The sequence below is a fragment of the Clostridium sp. M62/1 genome (genome assembly GCF_020736365.1).
Taxonomy (GTDB): Bacteria; Bacillota; Clostridia; order Lachnospirales; family Lachnospiraceae; genus Otoolea; species Otoolea saccharolyticum_A.
On the sequence record NZ_CP085988.1, the window covers coordinates 908,747 to 931,669 of the forward strand.

Annotated in this window: 21 protein-coding genes and 1 pseudogene; all 22 read left to right on the forward strand. The window is 51.8% G+C overall.

What is annotated here, in order from left to right:
* Positions 1–65 precede the first annotated feature (65 nt).
* The 22 genes and pseudogenes from LK436_RS04780 to LK436_RS04880 all read left to right on the forward strand — a co-directional run bounded on the left by LK436_RS04780 (position 66) and on the right by LK436_RS04880 (position 22,767).
* Positions 66–1,142, forward strand: a complete 1,077-nt coding sequence (locus LK436_RS04780) for an N-acetylmuramoyl-L-alanine amidase family protein (RefSeq protein ID WP_044930702.1) — start codon at positions 66–68, stop codon at positions 1,140–1,142.
* 354 nt (positions 1,143–1,496) lie between these two features.
* Complete coding sequence (locus LK436_RS04785) at positions 1,497–3,296, forward strand: energy-coupling factor transporter ATPase (protein WP_008396291.1); 1,800 nt, start codon at positions 1,497–1,499, stop codon at positions 3,294–3,296.
* A complete protein-coding gene (locus LK436_RS04790) occupies positions 3,293–4,093 on the forward strand; it encodes an energy-coupling factor transporter transmembrane component T family protein (protein WP_008396290.1) in 801 nt (266 codons plus the stop codon). Before LK436_RS04785 ends, LK436_RS04790 begins: the two co-directional genes overlap by 4 nt.
* A 101-nt stretch (positions 4,094–4,194) precedes the next feature.
* Entirely contained in the window at positions 4,195–5,301 is a 1,107-nt protein-coding gene (gene truA, locus LK436_RS04795; RefSeq protein WP_008396289.1) for a tRNA pseudouridine(38-40) synthase TruA, read from the forward strand.
* 95 nt (positions 5,302–5,396) lie between these two features.
* Positions 5,397–6,875: a sodium:solute symporter family protein gene (locus LK436_RS04800; RefSeq protein ID WP_008396288.1), complete on the forward strand. Its 1,479-nt coding sequence runs from the start codon at positions 5,397–5,399 to the stop codon at positions 6,873–6,875.
* Positions 6,844–8,235 (forward strand): sensor histidine kinase, encoded by a 1,392-nt coding sequence (locus LK436_RS04805; protein ID WP_008396287.1) that lies wholly within the window; start codon positions 6,844–6,846, stop codon positions 8,233–8,235. Before LK436_RS04800 ends, LK436_RS04805 begins: the two co-directional genes overlap by 32 nt.
* A 42-nt stretch (positions 8,236–8,277) precedes the next feature.
* Positions 8,278–9,639 (forward strand): sigma-54-dependent transcriptional regulator, encoded by a 1,362-nt coding sequence (locus LK436_RS04810; RefSeq protein ID WP_008396286.1) that lies wholly within the window; start codon positions 8,278–8,280, stop codon positions 9,637–9,639.
* Positions 9,640–9,865: 226 nt separating this feature from the next.
* Positions 9,866–10,627 (forward strand): LamB/YcsF family protein, encoded by a 762-nt coding sequence (locus LK436_RS04815; protein WP_008396285.1) that lies wholly within the window; start codon positions 9,866–9,868, stop codon positions 10,625–10,627.
* A 51-nt stretch (positions 10,628–10,678) separates the two neighbouring features.
* Positions 10,679–11,899, forward strand: coding sequence for an NRAMP family divalent metal transporter (locus LK436_RS04820; protein WP_008396284.1), 1,221 nt, complete (start codon positions 10,679–10,681; stop codon positions 11,897–11,899).
* Between the two features lie 115 nt (positions 11,900–12,014).
* The gene (gene pxpB, locus LK436_RS04825; protein WP_021966013.1) at positions 12,015–12,743 is read left to right on the forward strand and encodes a 5-oxoprolinase subunit PxpB; all 729 of its coding nucleotides are present in this window, start codon (positions 12,015–12,017) and stop codon (positions 12,741–12,743) included.
* Positions 12,744–12,746: 3 nt separating this feature from the next.
* Positions 12,747–13,853, forward strand: coding sequence for a biotin-dependent carboxyltransferase family protein (locus tag LK436_RS04830; protein WP_008396282.1), 1,107 nt, complete (start codon positions 12,747–12,749; stop codon positions 13,851–13,853).
* Between the two features lie 355 nt (positions 13,854–14,208).
* Positions 14,209–14,643: a 50S ribosomal protein L13 gene (rplM, locus tag LK436_RS04835; RefSeq protein WP_008396281.1), complete on the forward strand. Its 435-nt coding sequence runs from the start codon at positions 14,209–14,211 to the stop codon at positions 14,641–14,643.
* A 28-nt stretch (positions 14,644–14,671) separates the two neighbouring features.
* Positions 14,672–15,064 (forward strand): 30S ribosomal protein S9, encoded by a 393-nt coding sequence (rpsI, locus tag LK436_RS04840; protein ID WP_008396280.1) that lies wholly within the window; start codon positions 14,672–14,674, stop codon positions 15,062–15,064.
* Between the two features lie 467 nt (positions 15,065–15,531).
* Positions 15,532–16,353, forward strand: a complete 822-nt coding sequence (locus LK436_RS04845; protein WP_008396279.1) for a ParA family protein — start codon at positions 15,532–15,534, stop codon at positions 16,351–16,353.
* The gene (locus LK436_RS04850) at positions 16,310–17,245 is read left to right on the forward strand and encodes a ParB/RepB/Spo0J family partition protein (RefSeq protein WP_008396278.1); all 936 of its coding nucleotides are present in this window, start codon (positions 16,310–16,312) and stop codon (positions 17,243–17,245) included. The genes LK436_RS04845 and LK436_RS04850 overlap by 44 nt, the downstream gene beginning before the upstream one ends.
* Positions 17,246–17,257: 12 nt before the next feature.
* The gene (locus tag LK436_RS04855; protein WP_008396277.1) at positions 17,258–17,548 is read left to right on the forward strand and encodes a DUF5720 family protein; all 291 of its coding nucleotides are present in this window, start codon (positions 17,258–17,260) and stop codon (positions 17,546–17,548) included.
* 66 nt (positions 17,549–17,614) lie between these two features.
* The gene (locus LK436_RS04860) at positions 17,615–18,475 is read left to right on the forward strand and encodes a DUF6017 domain-containing protein (protein WP_007886611.1); all 861 of its coding nucleotides are present in this window, start codon (positions 17,615–17,617) and stop codon (positions 18,473–18,475) included.
* Positions 18,476–18,525: 50 nt separating this feature from the next.
* Entirely contained in the window at positions 18,526–18,837 is a 312-nt protein-coding gene (locus LK436_RS04865) for a DUF5720 family protein (RefSeq protein WP_008728385.1), read from the forward strand.
* 98 nt (positions 18,838–18,935) lie between these two features.
* Positions 18,936–19,436 carry a PcfB family protein gene (locus LK436_RS04870; protein ID WP_008396276.1) on the forward strand — a complete coding sequence of 167 codons (501 nt, stop codon included), beginning with the start codon at positions 18,936–18,938 and terminating at the stop codon, positions 19,434–19,436.
* Positions 19,433–20,479: pseudogene (locus LK436_RS18500) on the forward strand (type IV secretory system conjugative DNA transfer family protein); the annotation flags it as partial. The gene LK436_RS04870 and the pseudogene LK436_RS18500, both read left to right, overlap by 4 nt.
* 60 nt (positions 20,480–20,539) lie before the next feature.
* A complete protein-coding gene (locus LK436_RS18505; protein ID WP_416207819.1) occupies positions 20,540–22,426 on the forward strand; it encodes a DUF4368 domain-containing protein in 1,887 nt (628 codons plus the stop codon).
* The gene (locus LK436_RS04880) at positions 22,423–22,767 is read left to right on the forward strand and encodes a TnpV protein (RefSeq protein WP_008396274.1); all 345 of its coding nucleotides are present in this window, start codon (positions 22,423–22,425) and stop codon (positions 22,765–22,767) included. Before LK436_RS18505 ends, LK436_RS04880 begins: the two co-directional genes overlap by 4 nt.
* The last annotated feature ends 156 nt before the right edge of the window (positions 22,768–22,923 follow it).

A 22,923-nucleotide genomic window follows, 5' to 3' on the forward strand; every position in this document is an offset into this window, starting at 1 on the left:
GGAGAAAACAGGAAAGGCAGTCAGCTCAGAGCAGACAGGGCAGGATCAATAGGAAGGGATGCAGGATGGCAGGAAGCAGAAACAGGAGAATGGTCCTGGCAGGCGCGGTCATATCATTGGCAGCGGGGATGGTATTTCCCGCCCTGGCAGACGGCAAAATTGCCGAGGTGAAGATTGGCATAAGAAACGAGTATGAGCCGGGGACCGTGAAAGAGCCAAAGGTACAGGTTACCGGAAGCGAAAGCTCGGTGGAAAACGTGTCATGGGATGTCAGGGTGTCAGACTGGGAGCCGGGAAAGGCACGCACCGGGAAAATTGTCCTGAGAGCGGATGAAGGCCTGACATTTGGTGAAAATGGAAACAGCCCGTCTGTGCAGGTAAGCGGGGCAGAATATATTTCAGCAGAAGAGAGAGAAAACGGAAGCGTTCTGGAGGTTACGGTGTCCTACACGCCTGTGCTGAAGCTGGGGCAGACGGAGAGCGCCGGATGGGACAGTGCCAGCCAGGGAACAGCTGTCTGGAGACCGGTTCCCTATGCAAAGGCGTATCAGCTCAGGCTCTACCGCGCAGGAACTCAGGAGAGCGGAGAGGAAAATGCTGCAGATAACCAGTATGTGAATATGCTGACTCTCACGGGAACCTCTGCGGATCTCACTGCCTATATGCAGGAGGAGGGAGTCTATTTCTACACTGTCAAGGCGCTGGCTTCAGGCAGCGGGGAAGCCCTGTCTGCCGGAGACGCGTTTGAGTCGGAGAGGATTGTCACCCTGCGCAGGATGAGCGAGGGCTGGGAACAGGTGAACGGGAGATACCAGTACACGGACAAAAACGGTGTGAGAGCCTCCGGAGGGTGGAGATATATTGACGGAAGCTGGTACTATTTTGACCAGGATGCCAATGCGGCAACCGGCTGGCAGAATGTCGGAGGGCGCTGGTATTATCTGGACGAACAGGGAAGGATGAAGACAGGCTGGCTGAATGAAAACGGAATCTGGTACTATCTGGATCCGACAGGGGCCATGGCGACCGGCTGGTACGAGCTGGGACCGGGAAATGCCTACTATTTTGATGCAAGCGGAAAAATGCTCTATGATACGGTAGTGGACGGCCGGCGCCTGGACGTAAATGGCCGGGCAGAGTAGTCTGTAAGCAGTTCACAGGCTCACAGGCCTTCTGGGCCGACGGACACAGAAGATGCCGAAAGCCGGAGCCGGATGGGGCAGAATAATGAGAAGCAGGCGGAGAGCGTGCAGGCGGGAAAAGCCATCTGCACTCCCTCCGCTTTCTGCTTTTGTGCATCCATCTTTGAGGCAGCTTTCAGGGAGGCCTGAGAAAGCGGCGGGAAGGGAGAGGCTTCCAATACGCCGCATCGCGAGTAAACCGCTTGACTCTTTCCTGAAAGTAATCTAAAATTTAACAAGACAGCTGATGTGGGAAACTGTCGTTTTCTGCCAGGTCGCAGGAACGGCAGGGTCTGGATTTTAGAAGGAATTGAGATGAATATAATTAAAGCAGCAGGCCTGGTGTTTGACTATATCAGGCGGGATGAGGAAGATAAAATTGAGGAGAAAAAGCGTGCCATCGATCATCTGGATGTGGAGATTGAGAAGGGGAGCTTTGTAGCGGTTCTGGGCCATAACGGTTCAGGAAAATCCACCTTTGCCAAGCACATAAACGGGATCTTGCTTCCCACAGAGGGCGAAGTCTGGGTGGCCGGCATGAACACGGCAGATGAGGATCGTCTCTGGGATGTGAGAAAGACGGCGGGCATGGTGTTTCAGAACCCGGACAACCAGATTATCGGAAATATTGTGGAGGAGGATGTGGGCTTCGGTCCGGAAAATCTCGGCGTCCCCACAGAGGAGATTTGGAAGCGGGTAGATGAAAGCCTGAAGGCGGTGGGAATGACCCTTTACCGGAAAAAGTCACCGAACCGCCTGTCGGGAGGACAGAAGCAGAGGGTGGCCATTGCCGGGGTGATGGCCATGAAGCCGGAGTGTATCGTTCTGGACGAGCCCACGGCCATGCTGGATCCCAATGGACGGGCAGACGTGATCCGCACAGTGCGGGAGCTGAACCAGAAGGAGGGAATCACAGTTGTTCTCATCACCCACTACATGGAGGAAGTGATCCATGCAGACCGGGTGATTGTGATGGATGACGGGCGCGTGGTGATGGATGGGACGCCAAGGGAGGTGTTTGCTCAGGTGCAGCAGCTGAAGGAATACCGCCTGGACGTTCCTCAGGTGACAGAGCTGGCCTGGGAGCTTAAGAATGCCGGGGTAAATATGCCGGAGGGCATTCTGGATCGGAAGGAATTTACAAATGCCTTTCTCTCTGTCTGCCCCGGAGAGCTTCTTAAGAAGCCGGCAGCGGAGGAACCCCGGTCTTCTGAAACGGCCAAAGAAGCCGGCGGGAAAGAGGGGCAGGGTGAAACTGCCATCAAAGCCATTGATTTAAACTTCAAGTACAGCTCCGGAACTGCCTTTGAGCAGCAGGCTTTAAAGGATGTCAGCTTTGAGGTCAGGGACGGAGAGTTTATCGGGCTGATCGGCCATACCGGGTCAGGAAAGTCTACGCTGATTCAGCACCTGAACGGGCTTATCAGGCCCACCTCCGGGGATATTTTATTCCACGGGACGAGCATATACAGCGAGGGATACAGCATGAAGGAGCTGCGCAGCAAGGTCGGGCTGGTTTTCCAGTATCCGGAGCACCAGCTCTTTGAGGCGGATGTGTTCTCTGATGTCTGCTTCGGGCCTAAAAACCTGGGGCTCTCCGCTGAGGAGGTGGAGAAGAGGGCCAGACATGCCCTGAAGCTGGTGGGACTGGACGAGAAGTTCTATAAGCGCTCCCCCTTTGAGCTTTCCGGAGGACAGAAGAGGCGGGTGGCCATCGCAGGAGTGCTGGCCATGCGGCCGGAGGTGATGATCCTGGACGAGCCCACGGCAGGGCTGGATCCCAGGGGAAGAGATGAGATTCTCGAACAGATCGAGCGGCTGAACCGCCAGCACGGACTCACCATTATTCTGGTTTCCCACAGTATGGAGGATGTGGCCAGGTACGTGGATCGGCTGATGGTGATGGATCACGGCCGGAAGGTGTTTGACGGGACGCCCAAAGAGGTGTTCAGGCACTGGAAGGAGCTGGAATCCATGGGGCTTGCGGCGCCTCAGGTGACCTACCTTGTGCAGGAGCTTCGGGCTGAGGGCGTCGGGATTTCAGATACAATTACCACAGTAGAGGAGGCCAGGGATGCGCTGCTTTCATTCCTCGGCAGGCAGGAGAGAGTATGATTAGAGATATAACGCTGGGACAGTATTATCCGGTGGATTCGTGTATCCACCGTCTGGATCCCAGAACAAAGCTGTTTGGAACCATGGTATTTATTATCTCGCTGTTTCTGGCTGACAGCGTGTGGGGCTATGTTTTGGCCACCCTTGTGCTGGCAGCTGTGATCCGCTGTTCCAGGGTTCCGTTTAAATTCATGGTTAAGGGGCTTAAGGCGGTGGTATTTCTTTTGATTATCAGCGTCAGCTTCAACCTGTTTCTCACGCAGGGTACCCCTATTGTGAAGGTGGGATTTCTGCAGATTACGAGGGAGGGAGTCAGGCTTGCCGTTTTCATGGGACTGCGCCTGATCTATCTGGTGATCGGCTCGTCGGTGATGACGCTCACCACAACGCCGAACCAGCTGACAGACGGTCTGGAGAAGGGACTTCATTTCTTAAACCGCTTCCGGGTTCCGGTGCATGAGATCTCCATGATGATGTCCATTGCGCTGCGCTTTATCCCCATTCTGGTGGAGGAGACGGACAAGATTATGAAGGCCCAGATGGCCAGAGGAGCCGACTTCGAGAGCGGAAACCTGATTCAGAGAGCCAAGAGCATGATCCCGATTCTGGTGCCGCTTTTTATCTCTGCCTTCCGCCGGGCCACGGATCTGGCCATGGCCATGGAGGCCAGGTGCTACCGGGGAGGAGACGGAAGAACGAAGATGAAGCCTCTGCGCTACGAAAGCAGGGACAGAATTGCCTATGTGCTGTTCTTTGCTTATCTGGCAGTTATGGCAGCTCTTAAAATATTCTTATAACCCAGATTAGCGGTTTGTCTCTCCGGCCAGGGAAGATAAACCGCTAAAATGTGTCTGGTGATGGAAACAACAGGAATACAAGACAGGAAAGGAATGTTCAGATGAAACGGATCAGACTGACGGTTGCCTATGACGGTACCAATTACTGCGGCTGGCAGCTGCAGCCAAACGGAATCACCATAGAGGAGGTTTTAAACAGGGCGCTCTCAGAGCTTTTGAAGGAGGAGATTCAGGTGGTGGGAGCCAGCCGCACCGATTCCGGCGTGCACGCTATGGGGAATATTGCGGTGTTCGACACAGAGAGCCGGATCCCGCCGGAGAAAATCTGCTTTGCTCTGAACCAGAGGCTGCCGGAGGATGTGAGGGTTCAGAAATCAGAGGAGGTGCCTCTGACGTTTCACCCCAGGAAGGCCAACTGTGTGAAAACGTATGAGTATAAGATCCTGAACCGGAAAATCGATATGCCTTTAAACCGGCTGTACTGTCATTTCTGCTATTTTGACCTGGATGTGGAGAAAATGAGGAGGGCAGCCGCCTTTCTGGTGGGAGAGCATGATTTTAAGAGCTTCTGCACGGTGAGAACCCAGGCGGAAGAGACGGTGCGCACGATCTACAGCCTTACGGTTGACAGGGGGGCAGACGACGTGATTGTGATCCGCATCAGCGGAAGCGGCTTCCTCTACAATATGGTACGGATTATCACGGGAACCCTTGTAAAGATCGGCATGGGCGTATGGCCGCCGGAGTATATGGAGGAGATTCTGGAGGCCAGGGACAGGGCGGCGGCAGGGCCGACGATCCCGGCTAAGGGGCTGACGCTGGTGAGTATGGAGTATGAGAAGGAGCCGGCAGACTGTGTGAGGGGAGAAAACAGACATTGGAGCTACTGCCTGGATCAGAGGCATCTCTCAGAGGGCTATTCTGTCTTAACCATTGAGCGGTGCGAGGAAGGGGAGCTTGACGGCGTCCTGCGGCGCATGATTCACCAGGCGGTGAGAAACGGTGCCAAACGGGTGTATGTGACAGACACCGGGCTTACAGGCCCTGCCTCTGCAGGCCCGGAGGCCGCCGGGACAGGGGAGAGAACCTGCGGGGCAGCCGGAAGGCTTCATCCGGGGGATAAGTTTGGCTACTACCGCCTGGCAGAGCCGGATGGGGGAGACGAAACACCTGCAGACGGCTTCCTGACGGCGGTGTACGAGGGGTAAGGCTTCGGCCGGAGGCGACGGGCGCGGCCTCTGAAGAGGGGGCGGCGCCTGCGGGGCCTGTGCGGAAAAAGTTTGGAAAGGGAGGATGCCTGGCAATGAGCCGGACACTGGTATATCTGATCTATTTTACGCTCTACTCCTTTCTTCTTCTATTTATCGGAAAATCTTCTCTGAGGGACAGCGATTCCATCTCGAAGTTTTTCATCGGGGAAAGGAAGAACGGGACGAGAGCGCTCTTTTTTACCTTCGTGGGAACCTGGATCTCGGCTGCCACGATTCTGGGTTATACGGGAAATGTGTACCAGAACGGAACGCGGGTGCTGGCAGTGTCCGTGATCCCGTGGTTTATCGGAGCCCTGCTTTTGTACTCCATTGTGGGGAGACTCAGGGAGTATGAAATTTATACGATACCGGAGCTGTTTGGAAAGCGGTTTGATTCCAGGCTTCTGCAGGTGATGTCGGGCCTTCTGACGGCGGGAGGCTACATCCTTTATCTGGTGATCCAGATCAAGGGGTTCGGGATTGCGGCTGCCAGCCTTCTGAACATTGACTATAAGGTGGCAGTGTTTCTCGTCTATCTGTTTATCCTGTACTCTACCTTCGGAGGATTTAACTCGGTCACCAAATCAGATGCCTGCAACCTGGTGATGCTCACGATCAGCGTTGCCATCGTGTACTTTACAGTGCTGAGCCGTGTGGAGGGAGCGTGGTTTCTGACGGACAGCCTGGTGAAAGAGCGGATAGCGGCCAGGGGCTTTGCGGCGGAAGGGGGAGGCATATTTGAGGGATACTCTGGCTTTATGTATGCTACCACCTTCTTTGGATGGGGAATGGGGCTGGCGGCGAACCCTCAGTACCTGATCCGCATAGTGGCGGCGAAGGATCACAGAAGCGCGCGGCAGATGATTGTGTGGGCCCTTCTTTTTCTGGCCGCCGTCTACTTTGCTCTGACAGAGATCGGGCTGGGACTTCGCATTCTGTACCCTGAGCTGATAGACCGGTGCGCCACGGATGATATTTTTGTCTATGCAGTCAACAACATGATGTTTTCCAGGTTCAGCGGCTTTTTCCTGCTGAGCGTGATAGGGGCCTGCATCTCTACGGCCAATTCCCAGCTCCTTCTGATCGGCTCTTCCCTGTCCTACGACGTGACAAACGAGCTGGCCGGGCGGAGACTTTCAGAGGAACGGCTCTTAAATCTCACAAGGCTGTTCATCTTCATCGGCGGGACATCTGCCCTTCTCCTGTCGCTCAACCCGCCGGGAGACATTCTCTCCTTCGGAAGCGATATCTGGGGACTGTTTTCAGCCATGTTTACGCCTCTGATTTACGGAGGACTGTACTGGAAACGGGGCAGCAGGCAGGGAGCGCTGGCAGCCTTTTTCACAGGGGCGGTCTGCAGCGGTCTGTTCTACCGGATGGCCCTTCCCGTATACTGGGCCTTTCCTGCCACAGCCTGCTCCACGGCAGTGTATCTGCTTGTTTCACTCTGGGGAGAGAGAAAAGCTGGCCGGGACACTAAGAAAGAGGGGAAGGAGGGAGATGGCGGTGAAGCGTCTGGTGAGAAGATTTGAGAGCTGGCTGTTTCAGCTGGAAAATGAGATTCTGCTTCCGTTTCTGGCGGTGGGTATCATCGTTATCTGCGGATTCGGCGCCATTTCCTTTTACAATGGCTATACCATTCAGAAAAACAGCCTGGAATCCATGGCCAGGCAGATGTTTACTGTCACCAACCAGAATATCGATTTCCTGGCGCCCAGGGCTTCACAGGAGGAGATACGGGAGCGGTATCGGAAAGAATGCCATGAGTATCTGAGGATAACGGACGGCAGAGGGCAGGTGATTGCAGATCCCGGGATTCCGGCCGGGAGGGAACTGGCGGTGCTTGCAGAGGAAGGGGGAAATACCCTTGGCTGGAAGCTGGAATTTCTGGTGGACAGGAAGGCATTTCTGGAGCAGATAGTGGAGAGCCAGAGATATGTGGTCATCGGCGCCATCGCCGCTCTCCTTATTATCATACAGGCCAGCATTTTTATTTCCTACAATATCGCCCTGCCCATCCGGAATATGAGCCGTACCTGCCAGGAGATCAATGAAAACAGGGGAGGCTACAGAAGCTACCGCTTCGAGGCGGTCAGACGCCGGGATGAGATCGGGCAGCTGGCGACGACCTTTGAGCTGCTCCTGAAAAATATGGACAACTATACGAAGATGGAGTATACAAGCCGCATGTCTGCAGCGCTGGCCCACGAGATCAAAAATCCCATTGCCGGCATACGCTCAGGCATTCAGCTGCTGCAGGGAAGGGCTGCAAAGGAGGGCGACCGGATGCTCTGCGAGAGTATGATACGGGAGATTGACCGGGTGACTGCCCTGATTACCGATCTGTTTACCCTGTCGGTGAAAAAGGACAGCGTCAGGGAGCTGACTGCCCTCGAGCCGATTCTGCGGGAGCTGGAGCTGTTTTACGTGAAGGGGCTGAAGCAGCAGGGAATTTCCTTTTTCGCGGAAGTGGAGGGGGAGCCTGAGGCCTGGCTCAATGGAAATGAGCTTCGCCAGATACTCCACAACCTTATCGGAAACAGTGTCAAGGCCATAGGAAAGGGACAGGAGGGGGTGATCCGCCTGACGGCCCGGACCGCGGGCAGCTCTCAGGGCAGCGGAGAAAAGCGGCCCGGCCGCCTGGCCGAGATCACCCTTACGGATAATGGCTGCGGGATGACGCCGGAAGAACTTGAGAGGGCTATGGAGCCGTTTTACACGAAAAGCGTCAACGGGATCGGACTGGGACTTGCCATCGTGAAGAAGCTGGTAGAGCAGAACAGGGGCATTCTGGAGCTTGAGAGCGCGCCGGGGGCCGGGACCAGGGTACGGCTCTGCTTTGAGACAAAAAGTCTGGAAGAGCCGGAGAAACATACGGGGCAGGAGAGCTGATGAGACTGCAGGAGGAATGTTTTCTGAGCATGGAGGGATGATATGAGCAGAATTTTAATCGTAGACGACGAATTTCTGATCCGCTACACCTTAGAGGAGGGGCTGAGGGATCGGGGCCATGAAACCTGGTCTGCCGAAACTGTGGAGGAGGGGGTGGAGAAAGCAAAAAAGTTCCACCCGGAGGCTGTGCTGCTTGACAATCTGCTGGAAAAGAGCAAGGGCATAGACGAGATAGCCACCTTCAAGGCTTTGGATCCCAATGTCCAGGTGATTCTGATGACAGCCTACGGCTCGGTGGAGCAGGCAGTGGAGGCCGTAAAGAGAGGGGCTTATGACTATATTTTAAAGCCCTTTGACATTGATGACATCGAGCTGGCCGTGAAGAGGAGCGTGGAGCAGGCCAGAAGCAGAGAGTCTCTGGAATATCTAAAGGGAGAGACACAGGAGTTTCTGGGAATCAGCGACGCCGTGGGCCAGATCAGAAGGCATATCGAGATACTGGGGGAAAACAGCTCCGTCAATGTGCTGATCCGGGGGGAGACCGGAACAGGAAAGGAGGTGGCCGCCCGCCTGATCCACGATATGAGCAGACGTCCCGGCCTGATGGTTCGGATCAACTGCGGAGCTATCCCGGAAAACCTTCTGGAAAATGAGCTGTTCGGCTATGAGAGGGGGGCCTTTGCAGGGGCCATGAGGACGAAAAAGGGGCTCATCGAGATGGCAGACGGAGGGACCGTCTTTTTCGACGAGGTAGGGGAGATGCCCCTTTCCATGCAGTCAAAGCTCCTGACCTTCCTCGACGACAGGAAGATCAAGAGGGTAGGAGGGCTGGAGGATATTCAGGTGGATGTGAGGATCATTGCAGCCACAAACAGAAATCTGGAAAAGGCGGTGGAGCAGGGGCTGTTCAGGCAGGATCTGTTTTACCGGCTGAATGTCATGCAGCTTGTGATTCCGCCACTCAGGGAGAGGAGGGAGGACATCCCGGTCCTCTGCGATTACTATCTGGACTATTACAATAAGCAGTTTGCCAGAAGCATAGACCAGGTGGAGCCCTCATTTATGCGGGAACTTCTGCTCTACGACTGGAAGGGCAATGTGAGAGAACTGAAAAACATTTTTGAGAGATGCTTCCTTCTGAGTCCCGGACGGGTATTGGAAAAACACGTAGAGCTGGCGGGAAGAAGCAGGGAGGAGACAGATAAGGAGGGGGAGAGCTTCCCCATAAAGGATCTGGAGAAGGGACCGGTGGATCTGGAAAAGGAGGTGCAGGAGCTGGAGCGGCTGTATATGGAGAAGGCTTTAAAGCTGTGCACCGGAAACCAGACAAAGGCTGCCGCGCTGCTTGGTATTACCCGGTTTTCCATGAAGAGAAAGCTGGAGCGAAAGGAAGAGCTGCAGTGACAGAGGCAGCCCTCTGGTGCGAAAATACACATCGTGCAGAAACGCACAGAACAATCGTGCGTTTCTGCACGATTTTTTTCTATTTCTAAAAATAAAATTAAGAAAAAAGAAAATATGATTGAAAAGCACAGGTGAATCAGTTAAAATTTTGTCTATATAAACGAAAATAGCAGCCGGCAGAGCTGACTGCCCGTTTTCACAGGAAGGAACAACAGGAGGTAGTGCTATGTATTTTGTAGATTTGAACAGTGATCTGGGAGAGAGCTTCGGCAACTACACGATCGGAATGGATGAGGAGATTTTAAAGTACGTTTCATCTGCCAATGTAGCCTGCGGATGGCATGCAGGAGATGCCATGGTGATGGAAAAGACTGTTGCCCTGGCAAAGCAGTTTGGCACAGCAGTGGGAGCCCATCCGGGATTTCCGGACCTGATGGGATTCGGCCGCAGGAACATGGCAGTGACTCCCGAGGAGGCCAAGGCCTATGTGAAATACCAGTTAGGCGCGCTGCAGGCATTTGCCAAGGGCCATGGGGTAAAGATTCAGCACGTGAAGCCTCACGGAGCCCTCTACAATATGGCCGCTGTGGACGAGAAGCTGGCCAGAGCCATGTGTGAGGCAGTTTACGAGGTGGACAAGGACATTATTTTCATGGGACTTGCAGGCTCCAGGATGATCACGGCAGCTGAGGAAGTAGGCCTCCGGGCAGCCAGCGAGGTGTTCGCAGACCGGGCTTACAATGATGACGGAACTCTGGTCTCCAGAAAGCTCCCAGGAGCTGTGATCAAGGATAAGGATCTGGCCATCAGGAGAGTAGTCCGCATGGTAAAGGAAGGAAAGGTCGAGAGCATCAGCGGAAAGGACATCGACATCAAGGCAGACTCCATCTGCGTGCACGGGGATAACCCGAAGGCTCTGGAATTCGTGAAGAATATCAGAGAAACCCTTGAGAAAGAGGGAGTTGTTATCTCCAATCTGATGAGATAGCAGACCTGTGCCCGGCGAGGGGCGAAAACAAAATCTTGGAGGAAACTACATATGGGAGACAAAAAAGAGAAGGGCAATATGACTGCCCTCATAGGAGCAGCATTTCTGATGGCCACTTCTGCCATCGGACCTGGCTTCCTGACGCAGACGGCCACCTTTACAGGACAGTATATGTCTACATTCGCCATGGTAATCGTGTGCACGATCCTTCTGGACGTGACGACACAGTTAAACATCTGGTCGATTATCGGCGTATCCGGCATGAGAGGGCAGGATATCGCAAACAAGGTGATCCCCGGACTCGGATATTTCATCGCATTTTTAGTGGCTCTGGGCGGCTTTGTGTTCAACATCGGAAACGTCGGCGGCGGAGCCACGGGACTGAATGTCATGTTCGGCCTTCCGATTCCGGCAGGCTGCATCATTTCAGGAGCCATCGGAATCCTGATCTTCTTATCCAAGGACGCGAAGGAAGGCATGGATAAGCTGACAAAGTATCTGGGAAGCATTATGATTCTTGTGGTTCTCTACGTGGTAATCAAGTCGAAGCCTCCGGTGGGAGAGGCTGTGGCAGGAATCGCCAGCTTTGACCAGGCGGGAGATCTGGTGCTTCCGCTAATCACCCTTCTGGGCGGCAGCTGCGGCGGCTATATCGCTTTCTCAGGAGCCCACAGGCTTCTCGATGCAGGATACAAGGGTGAGAAGGATCTTCCGAAGGTTCGCCAGTCTGTATTAATGGGCGTGGGCGTTTCAGGAACCATGAGAATCCTTTTGTTCCTGGCAGTTCTGGGTGTGGTGACAGCCATGCCTGAGATTGTAGGCTCAGAGGGATGGATTGCCAGCCCGCCGGCAGAGGCCTTCCGGGCAGGAGCAGGCGTGATCGGATATAAGATCTTCGGCCTTGTTATCTTCTTTGCCGCCACTACCTCCATTATCGGAGCAGCCTACACCTCTGTTTCCTTCTTAAAGACGCTGCATCCGTTTATTATGGAGAATGAGAAGTGGTTTGTCATTGGCTTTATCGCCGTATCAACCGTTGTTATGACGCTGCTCGGACAGCCTGCAACCCTTCTGGTACTGGCAGGCGCTGTCAACGGACTGATTCTTCCGCTGACGCTGATCACGATTCTGGCAGCCAGCAGGAATAAGAAGATTGTGGGAGAGCACTATAAGCATCCGACGATTCTCCTGGTTCTCGGCATAGTGGCTGTAATCTTAACGGGAATCGGAGCGGTGAGATCGCTTCCGAGCATTCTCACCATCTTCGGATAAGAGTCAGCCGCGAAGGTGCGCTGTACACAGAATTATCATTGATAGGAACCAGAAATTGATGCGCCGGGGCCGGAATGGGTTTCCGGCGCATGTTGGAAGAATGGAGGAAATGGCCATGGGAAAAATCAGATATCTCGCCGCAGGCGACAGCTCTGTGAGCGTTGAGTTTGGAAATGAGATAAGCCCTGAGATCAACAGACAGATCAGGGCCTTTAAGATTGCGGTGGAAAAGAGCGATATTCCTGGAATCGTGGAAACCGTTCCCACCTACCGCTCTCTGCTGGTCAATTACAGGCCGGAGGTTATCCGCTTTCAGGAGCTGACGAAGGAGTTTGAGGGGCTTATGGGCTCCCTGGGAAGCATCGTGATTCCACCGCCTGAGGTAATCGAGATCCCTGTCCTCTACGGAGGAGAGATGGGGCCTGACATCGAGAACGTGGCAAAGCACAACCACAAGACGGTGGACGAGGTGATAAAGATTCACACCTCGAAGGAATACCTGATCTACATGCTGGGCTTTATCGCCGGCTTCCCCTACCTGGGCGGAATGAGCAAGGAGATTGCGACGCCGCGTCTCACAAGCCCCAGGGTAAAGATCGAGGGCGGCTCTGTGGGAATTGCCGGAGAGCAGACGGGAATTTACCCGGTGGCCTCGCCGGGAGGCTGGCAGTTAATCGGGCGTACCCCTCTTAAGCTCTACGACGCCGACAGGGAGGAGCCGATCCTTCTCTCTGCAGGTCAGTATATCAAATTCCGCTCTGTCACAGAGAAGGAGTACAGAGAGATCGAGAAACAGGTAGCAGACAGCACGTACCAGTATGTGAAATACGCGAAGGAGGTGTAGGACATGGGCATTAAATTTGCAAACGGAGGATTTATCACAACGATCCAGGACATGGGCCGCACCGGATACCAGGAATTCGGCGTTCCGGCAGCGGGAGTCATGGACACTCTGTCCTTCAGAAAGGCCAATATTCTGGTGGGAAATGATGAGAATGAGGCTGTCCTGGAGGTGACACTCATGGGGCCGATGTTTACCTTTACCTCTGATAATATCATCGCAGTGACCGGAGGCGATCTGGGGGCGAAGCTCAACGGAAAGGATATCCCCATGTATCAGGCAGTCCTTGCAAAAAAAGGCGATACCATGAGCTTTATGGGAATTAAGAGCGGAAGCCGCGCCTATGTGGCATTTGCCGGAGGGCTTGATATTCCGGTGGTGATGGGCAGCAAGTCCACCCACCTGAAATCAAACCTCGGCGGCTTCGAGGGAAGGAAGCTGGGACCTGGGGATGAGATTGAGTTCACTGCTCCAAAGACCACTCTTCCGAACATGAGCAGACGCGTTCTCTCTGCCGATGACTTCTCAGGGACCTCCTGCGAGCTGCGGGTGATCCTGGGACCTCAGGACGACTGCTTTACAGAAAAGGGAATTCAGACCTTTCTGAGCAGCACCTACACCCTCACCAACGAGGCAGACCGCATGGGACTGCGGTTTGAGGGCGAGACCATTGAGCACAAAAACGGCGGAGACATTATCACAGACGGCATCAGCTTCGGCGCCGTTCAGGTTCCGTCCCACGGACAGCCCATCGTGATGATGGCAGATCACCAGACAACCGGCGGCTACACGAAGATTGCCGGGGTGATTTCTGTGGATCTTCCGAAGGCAGCTCAGCTGAAGCCAGGCTGCAAGGTAACCTTCCGGGCCGTTACCGTGGAGGAAGCGCAGGATGCCCTCGTAAAGGAGTTAGAGGAATTAAAGGCAATGAGGGAAAAACTCGACTTTGTGCCTGAGAAGGGCAGCGCAAAGGAGAGGGAGGCCGTAGCCATGGCCGTGGCGTCAGCTGCAGCGTCCGGAAACCCCTATGTGGCAAAGAAAAAATACCGCGTAGTGGTGGACGGAGAAGAATTTATCGTAGAGCTGGAGACGGAGGTTCCGGGGCTCAGGTAGAGGCTCTCACGGAAAGGCTCTCGCGGGAAAGGGCCGCGCCGCTGAGCAGAAGGAGTTTCTTCCTATATAAATGATCTATATAAAGTTTACATAGGAAGCCATACAGGAGAATCCATCAAAGAGGCGCCTCTCCCTGCCGGAAGAATTGCAGAAAGCACGCAGGCGGTGGGGCGGGACTGCCATAAAAACCGGAAAAAACCTTGATTTTAAAGGGAAAAAGAGGTTGACACGTCTGGCAACGTGTAATATAATGTATAACTGTGACATCAGTGAGAAATGTCTGTACCAAAGCCCCGGAACAGATATTTTATTGATAAAGTTAATCTCGAAAACTGAGTAAACAGGAGGTCAACCAATGAAGAGTTTTATGGCTAGTCCAGCAACAATTGAGAGAAAATGGTATGTAGTTGACGCTACAGGTTATACATTAGGTCGTCTGTCATCTGAGGTAGCAAAGATTTTAAGAGGAAAGAACAAGCCGATCTACACACCACACATCGACTGCGGCGACTACGTAATCGTAGTAAACGCTGACAAGATCAAGGTTACAGGCAAGAAGCTTGACCAGAAGATCTACTACAATCACTCCGACTATGTAGGCGGAATGAGAGAGACAACCTTAAAAGAGATGATGGCTAAGAAGCCGGAGAAGGTTATCGAGTTAGCAGTTAAGGGAATGCTTCCAAAGGGACCTTTAGGAAGAAGCATGATTAAGAAACTTCACGTATATGCAGGTCCAGAGCATGAGCAGGCAGCTCAGAAGCCGGAAGTTTTAGAGATCAAATTTTAATTAAAGGTGCTGGAAGGAGGAAACACTAATGGCTAACGCAAAATTCTACGGAACAGGCAGAAGAAAAAAATCTATCGCCAGAGTATATATTGTACCAGGTACAGGTAAGATCACAATCAACAAGAGAGACATCGACGAGTATTTCGGCCTTGAGACATTAAAGGTTGTAGTTCGTCAGCCGCTTGTTGCTACAGAGACAGTTGACAAGTTCGATGTACTTGTAAACGTACACGGAGGCGGATTCACAGGACAGGCAGGCGCTATCCGTCACGGCCTTTCCAGAGCGCTTCTTCAGGCAGACGCTGAGTACAGACCAGTTCTCAAGAAGGCAGGATACTTAACACGTGATCCGAGAATGAAAGAGAGAAAGAAATACGGTCTCAAAGCAGCTCGTCGCGCTCCGCAGTTCAGCAAGCGATAATCGACTGCTCAGACTATATCAAAATGGTTCAAAAAGCCCGGAAAATCAAGGTTTTCCGGGCTTTTGCTATATCTAAACGGGCTGATATGGTTTGACCAAATTTGGCAAAACGAGAGCCGATTTCACCCAATTTTTAGTGGTTAAATATAGGACAACCGGCAAAAATGGGGTCAAAAAACGGCCTTAGTGGTTAAAAAATAGGACAACCAGAGAGCAATTTCGGGGGTATTTTTGAGGGTGATTTGGCACTCTCAGACACCGGATTTTTCGCTGGAGGGTTTGGCATAATCTGACCAAATCTGAACAATTAAATACGATTCTAATGCAGGCACTCAGTAACAAATAACTGGGTGCTTTTTTTGTTTCAGAGATTCCGGCATTAGAAAGGGCCGTCACTTTATGATTTTGAAGTGGCGGCTTTTTCTATTTCCAGAAACAACAGCAACAATCAGAAATGAGGTGAAGTCATGAACACACAAATCATCGCCATCGCCAACCAGAAAGGCGGCGTTGGCAAAACAACAACCTGTGCGAACTTGGGAATAGGTCTGGCACAGGCCGGAAAGAAAGTGCTTCTGATCGACGGGGACCCACAAGGAAGCCTGACAATCAGCTTGGGAAATCCGCAACCGGACAAGCTGCCATTTACACTGTCGGATGCAATGGGCAAAATTCTGATGGATCATCCTATACGCCCCGGAGAAGGTATTCTGCATCATGCAGAAGGCGTTGACCTGATGCCTGCGGATATTCAGCTTTCCGGTATGGAGGTTTCTCTGGTAAACGCCATGAGCCGTGAAACAATTTTACGGCAATACCTGGACACACTGAAGGGACAATATTCCCATATCCTGATTGACTGTCAGCCCTCGTTGGGGATGCTTACGGTCAATGCGCTGGCGGCTGCGAACAGGATCATAATTCCCGTTCAGGCAGAGTATCTGCCCGCCAAAGGGCTGGAACAGCTTCTATCTACGGTCAGTAAGGTGAAACGGCAGATCAATCCAAAGCTCCAGATTGACGGTATCCTGCTGACGATGGTGGATAACCGCACCAACTTTGCCAAAGAGATTGCTGCTTTGCTGCGGGACACCTATGGAAGTAAAATCAAAGTCTTTGGAACGGAAATCCCCCATTCTGTCCGGGCAAAGGAAATTAGTGCAGAAGGAAAAAGTATTTTCGCCCATGACCCTGGCGGCAAGGTGGCAGAGGGGTATCGAAATCTGACGAAGGAGGTGTTGAAACTTGAAAAGCAGCGCGAAAAAAGTAGAGCTGGCATCGGTAGATGATCTGTTTTCTACGGAGGAGAGCCGTGCCGATGCTCAGAGAGAAAAAATAGTAGAAATCCCGCTGTCGGAACTGCACCCGTTCAAAGGGCATCCATTCAAAGTCAAGGATGACGAAGCAATGATGGAAACCGCAGACAGTATCAAGCAGTATGGTGTGCTGGTTCCTGCGATTGCCCGTCCTGACCCGGAGGGTGGTTATGAACTGGTGGCCGGACACAGACGGCACAGGGCAAGTGAACTGGCAGAAAAAGAGACCATGCCGGTAATTGTCCGTGATCTGGATGATGATGCCGCCACGATCATTATGGTTGACAGCAATTTACAACGAGAAAGCCTGCTTCCCAGTGAAAGGGCCTTTGCTTATAAAATGAAGTTGGAGGCTATGAAGCACCAGGGAGAGCGAGTGGATTTAACTTGTGCCCAAGTTGGGCACAAGTCCGATGGTAGAAAATCCAGAGATATTTTAGCTGAACAGGTTGGACAGAGTAAAAATCAAATTCAGAGATTTATCCGTCTGACCGAGCTGATTTCCGAACTGCTGGACATGGTGGATGAAAAGAAAATTGCCTTAAATCCTGCTTATGAGCTGTCCTTCCTCAAAAAAGAGGAACAGAGGGATTTGCTGGATGCAATGGACAGCGAACAGGCTACCCCTTCTCTTTCTCAAGCCCAGCGGCTCAAAAAATACAGTCAGGAGGGGCATCTGACCCTCGATATGATGCGTGTCATCATGGGTGAGGAAAAGAAAAGCGATCTGGACCGAGTGACATTTACCTCTGACACCTTGCGGAAGTATTTTCCTAAAAGCTATACGCCCCAGCGGATGCAGGAAACCATCATCAAGCTGCTGGAGGCATGGCAGAAAAAGCGTCAGAGAGACCAGGAACGATGAAAGGAGCCGCCTATGAAAGATATTTCAGCAAGGGAGCTGAAAGGACATAACATTCTTGCTGTGGAACGCTTTAAGGACAGCACCCGATGGATGATTGAGTTTGTTGTTCTACATCCGTGCAGTGCTTACGGGAGCAGAGGTGATGAAATGCGTCTGTTTCTTGCAGAGGACAGCTATCAGAACGCTCTCCAAGATCATCAGCGCCGGAAAATCAAAATCAAGCGGTATGCCCGTGTTGTTGAGGGACACATTCTCGACTTTAAGCCGGGAAAGAAATGCACAAGAAAATATAGAGAAAGTTGAACGCCACAATTCTTTGATTTAGGATTGTGGTTTTTTTGTACCCAAAATTCGGAAGGAGTGAGGTCGATGGCCGTTTTTCGCATTGAACGGACCCGTGATTATACCGTGATGAGCAATCATCATTTACGAAATGCAAACCTGTCGTTAAAAGCCAAGGGGCTGCTTTCCATGATGCTGTCTTTGCCAGAGGACTGGAATTACACCACCCGTGGTCTTGCAAAGATCTGTAAGGAGGGCGTGGATGCCATAGGCGCTGCGTTGCGGGAATTGGAGGCCGCCGGTTATATTGTACGGCACAAGCTGCGTGACCGGCAGGGACGCATCAGCGATACAGAGTATGTCATATACGAGCAGCCACAGCTTAGAAAACCGGATACGGATTCACCAGATACGGAAAACCCGTATATGGATAAACCGGATACGGAAAAGCCCGCAGAATTAAATATAGAGAAATCAAATACTCAAAAACAAAATATTTATGGATCAAGTACCGATTCCATTCCCTTCCGGGATTGCGCGGCAGATTGTCTGCCGGAACGGAAAGGAAGGGATGCGATGTCACTCACAGAGATAGAGAGTTATCGGGAATTGATTCAGGAGAATATCGGGTATGAATACCTGTGTCAGCAGTATGAAACTTATCGGGAGGATTTGGATGAGATTGTGGAGCTAATCGTGGAAACGGTCTGTGCAAAGCGAAAGACCACCCGTATTGCAGGAAGTGATTTTCCGCATGAAATCGTTCGTTCCAGATTCTTGAAGCTGGATAACTCGCACATTGAGTTTGTCATGGACTGTTTACAGAAGAACACCACGGAAATTCGTAACATGAAGCAGTATCTTCTGACCGTTCTGTTCAATGCACCGACCACGATAAGCAATCATTACACCTCACAAGTAAATCACGATCTGTATGGCGGCTGGTAAATGGTCGCTTTTTTATTGCCCGGAACTGCCGGGAGAAAGGAGCAAGCATGATGTCTGAGGGAAAGACCATAGGGCAGCTGATGGAAGAAATGCGGGCAAAGGCAGGAGCGCAGAATTATCACGGTCATGGATATATGGATCTCCAGCGTTTTGCGGAGGACACCCGGCACATGATTATTTTTGATGTGCTGACGAACGATTCCCCTGTTGGCTGGAAAGGCGAACGAACCCGCCTGTTCCTGTCGGATACCGGTTATGAAAAAGCGCTGGATAGTCAGGAAAAGGGGCAGATTAAGATTTTGAGCCACGCAAAGGTACGTCAGGGCAATCTGCACTATGACCGTTCTGACCAGTTACGCTAAGGAGGGCGGTATGAAGCGTTATCTTCTGCGGCGGCTGGTGGTTCCGCCTTAGCAAAAAAAGAGATTCCCTGCAAACTTCGTGGAAAGGAGGCGAGAAAATGCAGGAAGAAGTGGAAAACAGAACTTTGACGCTGGTTGTCAGTGGAACAAAGTTTACCGGCAGAATGTTTAAGGCTGCCATAAGCAAGTACATGGCACATCGAAAGGAAAAGAAGCTGGAAAAACAGAGAAGCCGTGATGCGCTGGTTGTTCCGCATGGAAAACAGACTGTGAAGCAGCTTGTCGGGCAGAATCAGGGAATATCCAACATTGAGATCACAGACCCCTCTATCAAGGAGTTTGAGAAAATCGCCCGGAAATATGGTGTGGATTATGCGGTGAAAAAGGACCGCAGCAGTTCTCCGCCAAAGTACCTGATTTTTTTCAAAGGCCGTGATGCAGATGCTCTGACAGCAGCTTTTACAGAGTACACCAACAAAAAGGTCAAAAAGGCAACGAAAACAGAGCGCCCGTCCGTACTGGCAAAACTTAACCAGTTCAAAGAGATGGTTAAAAATGCTGTGGTGGATCGCACCAAGCGAAAGGAGCTGGAACGATGAAAAAGACATTGGACATCAAAAAGCTCGTTTTGCTGAATATGCCGTATATCCTGCTGGGGCTGTTTGCTACCAATTTTGGAGAGGCATGGCGAATGGCACAAGGGGCGGATGCTTCAGAAAAGTTTCTTTCGCTGGTTGCGGTTCTGCCTGGGGCGCTGCAAAGTTTCTGGCCAAGCCTGCATCCGTTGGACTTGTTGGTAGGACTGTGTTGTGGAGGCAGTCTGAGGCTGGCGGTGTATCTTAAAAGCAAGAACGCCAAGAAATATCGACATGGTTTGGAATATGGTTCGGCCCGCTGGGGAACCCGTGAGGATATTGCACCTTACGTTGATCCTGTATTTCAGAACAACGTGATTCTGACGAAAACGGAGAGCCTGACCATGAACAGCCGCCCCAAGGACCCCAAGACTGCCAGAAACAAAAATGTACTGGTGATTGGCGGCTCCGGTTCCGGTAAGACCCGATTCTGGCTGAAACCCAACCTGATGCAGATGCACAGCTCCTATGTTGTGACGGACCCGAAGGGAACAATTCTGGTGGAATGCGGAAAAATGCTCCAAAGGGGTGCGCCAAAGCTGGGGAAGGACAGAAAGCCCATGAAGGATAAGCACGGCAAGGTCATTTATGAGCCGTACCGAATCAAGGTCCTAAATACCATCAACTTCAAGAAGTCCATGCACTATAACCCTTTCGCCTATATCCATAGCGAAAAGGACATCTTGAAGCTGGTAACAACGCTGATTGCCAATACCAAAGGCGAAGGCAAGGCCGGAGACGATTTCTGGGTCAAGGCGGAAACATTGCTGTATTGCGCGTTGATTGGATATATCCACTATGAAGCTCCGGTGGAGGAGCAAAACTTCTCCACCCTCATCGAGTTCATCAACGCCATGGAAGTCCGGGAGGATGACGAGGAGTTCAAAAATCCCGTAGACCTGATGTTTGATGCACTGGAATCGGAAAAGCCAAACCACTTCGCAGTGCGGCAGTATAAGAAATATAAGCTGGCAGCCGGTGTTGTATGCTCTAAAAGACTTCTTAATCAAGCAGTTGGGAAGTCTCTTAGAACACACAACCTAAAACCGAAGAAAGGAGCGCAAGTTATGAGAAAAAACGAGAAAATCACAGCTCTGTACGAGCGACTGAGCCGTGATGACTTTGGCAAAGATGATGACCAACAGCGTGAGAGCAATTCCATTTCCAATCAAAAGGCTATGTTGGAGGAGTTCGCCGCACGGCAGGGCTTTACAAACATTGTCCATTTCACGGACGATGGCATTAGCGGCACTTGCTTTGACCGTCCCGGATTTTTGGCAATGATGAAAGAGGTTGAAGCCGGGAATGTGGAGTATCTGTGTATCAAGGACATGAGCCGCATGGGTCGTGACTATCTGAAAGTCGGTCAGATTATGGAAATCCTGCGTCAGCGTGGCGTTCGCCTTATCGCCATCAATGACGGCGTGGACAGCGCCAGAGGTGACGATGATTTTACCCCTTTCCGCAACATTATGAACGAGTATTACGCCAGAGACACCAGCCGTAAAATCCGTTCCACTTTCCAGTCCAAAGGCAAGTCCGGCAAGCACCTCACAGGCACAGTCATTTACGGCTATCTCTGGAACGAAGCCAGAGACCAATGGTTGGTTGACCCCGAAGCCGCAGAGGTGGTCAAGCGCATCTTTGCCATGACGATTGAGGGCTACGGTCCGTATCAGATCGCCAGCAAACTGAAATCGGAAAAGGTGCTTATTCCGTCTGCTTACCTTGCCCAACACGGCGAGGGCGTGAACAAAAACAAGACTTTCAAAGATGTGTACGGCTGGGGTTCTTCCACCATCTGCAACATTCTTGAAAAGCGTGAGTATCTGGGACACACCATCAATTTCAAGACCCGAAAGCACTTCAAGGACAAAAAAAGCCATTATGTCCCGGAGGACGAATGGACGATTTTCGAGAATACCCATGAAGCTATCATTGACCAGCAGACCTTTGACCTTGTGCAGAAAATCCGTGGGAATGTCAGACGCTACCCGGACGGCTGGGGCGAAGCAGCTCCCCTCACAGGCTTGCTTTATTGTGCCGATTGCGGCGGCAAGATGTATGTCCACCGTACCAACAACGGCAAGCGTATTTCTCAATATACCTGTTCCCAATACAGCAAAGTCCCAGTTGGAAAGCTCTGCACGACACAGCACCGTATCAATGAAGATGTGGTACTGTCCCTTGTTTCCGAAATGCTCAAAGCTATTGCCGAGTATGCCAAGCATGACCGAGCCGAGTTTGTCCGTGTGGTGCAGGAAGCGCAGTCCAGCCAGCAGACGGCAGAGGTCAGAAAACAGCGCACACGCCTTGCCACAGCAAAGCAGAGAGTTTCCGAGCTGGAAGTCCTGCTCTGCAAAATCTATGAGGACAACATTTTAGGCAAGCTGTCCGACAGCAGATACGCCACTCTGGACGCTCAATACGAAAAGGAACAGTCCGAGCTTACCGCTGAAATCTCTGTTCTGGAAAAGGCTGTCAAGAGCTATGAGAAGCACGAAAAGGACGCTGACCGTTTTATCGCTCTGATCGACAAATATGAGAACTTCGACAAGCTGACCATTGCCATGCTCAACGAGTTTATCGAGAAAATCCTTGTGCATGAGCGTGACCGCAAAGGCAGTATACAGACCACACAGGAGGTCGAGATTTACTTCAATTTTGTTGGGCGATTTGTTCCCCCGGCGTTTGGAGAAGTGGAGCTGACCCCGGAAGAATTAGAGGAAATCCGCAAACGTGAGGAACGCAAGGACAGGCTTCATCAGAACTACTTGAAGCGGAAAGCCAGCGGAGCGCAGAAGCGATACGAGGACAAAATCAAGAAGCGGAAAAAGGCAGAAATCGAAGCCAAGAAAGCCGCCATTCGTGCGGAGGATATTGCAAAGGGCGTGTTCGTCCCGGTCAGCAGTTTACCGCAGAGAGAGCCGATGAAAGGAGTACAAACAGCATGAATATCACTTACACACAGAACGGCGATTATCTTATCCCAAACATCATTATCCGCAAGATCAAGCCCCTCGGACACTACGGCAGACTTCGCAAGGCGTATCTGGAAATGCACCGTCCGATACTGTTCAATGAGCTGGTGCTATCCGACAAGCTCTTTGAGCATTGCGCCGAGATTGACGAAACAGCACGAAACCGCATGGAGCTGATCGTGCGGTCACTGGCAGAGCAAAACGGCGTGACCGAGCAACTGAAAGCCGAAAACCAAATGGAATGGGTGCGGCAGATGAACGCTTGCAAGGCACAGGCAGAGGAGATTGTGAAAGTGGAATTGATTTATGATTGAGCGAGGAAGTCCGGGCAGAAAACTGTTCGGACTTTTCTCATGTAGTCCAAAGTTACGGTAGAATTGTTCACGAGTTTTATGGTACAATTTATGCGAATAAAGAAAACGGAAAATTAGAATCTAACAAGAGAATGTGGTTGTATGAAAAAATCCATA

Bases quoted from the DNA above. Each gene is read 5' to 3' on its own strand.
- LK436_RS04780 (WP_044930702.1), top strand. From the start codon at position 66: ATGGCAGGAAGCAGAAACAGGAGAATGGTCCTGGCAGGCGCGGTCATA.
- LK436_RS04785 (WP_008396291.1), top strand. From the start codon at position 1,497: ATGAATATAATTAAAGCAGCAGGCCTGGTGTTTGACTATATCAGGCGG.
- LK436_RS04790 (WP_008396290.1), top strand. From the start codon at position 3,293: ATGATTAGAGATATAACGCTGGGACAGTATTATCCGGTGGATTCGTGT.
- truA (WP_008396289.1), top strand. From the start codon at position 4,195: ATGAAACGGATCAGACTGACGGTTGCCTATGACGGTACCAATTACTGC.
- LK436_RS04800 (WP_008396288.1), top strand. From the start codon at position 5,397: ATGAGCCGGACACTGGTATATCTGATCTATTTTACGCTCTACTCCTTT.
- LK436_RS04805 (WP_008396287.1), top strand. From the start codon at position 6,844: ATGGCGGTGAAGCGTCTGGTGAGAAGATTTGAGAGCTGGCTGTTTCAG.
- LK436_RS04810 (WP_008396286.1), top strand. From the start codon at position 8,278: ATGAGCAGAATTTTAATCGTAGACGACGAATTTCTGATCCGCTACACC.
- LK436_RS04815 (WP_008396285.1), top strand. From the start codon at position 9,866: ATGTATTTTGTAGATTTGAACAGTGATCTGGGAGAGAGCTTCGGCAAC.
- LK436_RS04820 (WP_008396284.1), top strand. From the start codon at position 10,679: ATGGGAGACAAAAAAGAGAAGGGCAATATGACTGCCCTCATAGGAGCA.
- pxpB (WP_021966013.1), top strand. From the start codon at position 12,015: ATGGGAAAAATCAGATATCTCGCCGCAGGCGACAGCTCTGTGAGCGTT.
- LK436_RS04830 (WP_008396282.1), top strand. From the start codon at position 12,747: ATGGGCATTAAATTTGCAAACGGAGGATTTATCACAACGATCCAGGAC.
- rplM (WP_008396281.1), top strand. From the start codon at position 14,209: ATGAAGAGTTTTATGGCTAGTCCAGCAACAATTGAGAGAAAATGGTAT.
- rpsI (WP_008396280.1), top strand. From the start codon at position 14,672: ATGGCTAACGCAAAATTCTACGGAACAGGCAGAAGAAAAAAATCTATC.
- LK436_RS04845 (WP_008396279.1), top strand. From the start codon at position 15,532: ATGAACACACAAATCATCGCCATCGCCAACCAGAAAGGCGGCGTTGGC.
- LK436_RS04855 (WP_008396277.1), top strand. From the start codon at position 17,258: ATGAAAGATATTTCAGCAAGGGAGCTGAAAGGACATAACATTCTTGCT.
- LK436_RS04860 (WP_007886611.1), top strand. From the start codon at position 17,615: ATGGCCGTTTTTCGCATTGAACGGACCCGTGATTATACCGTGATGAGC.
- LK436_RS04865 (WP_008728385.1), top strand. From the start codon at position 18,526: ATGTCTGAGGGAAAGACCATAGGGCAGCTGATGGAAGAAATGCGGGCA.
- LK436_RS04870 (WP_008396276.1), top strand. From the start codon at position 18,936: ATGCAGGAAGAAGTGGAAAACAGAACTTTGACGCTGGTTGTCAGTGGA.
- LK436_RS18505 (WP_416207819.1), top strand. From the start codon at position 20,540: ATGAGAAAAAACGAGAAAATCACAGCTCTGTACGAGCGACTGAGCCGT.
- LK436_RS04880 (WP_008396274.1), top strand. From the start codon at position 22,423: ATGAATATCACTTACACACAGAACGGCGATTATCTTATCCCAAACATC.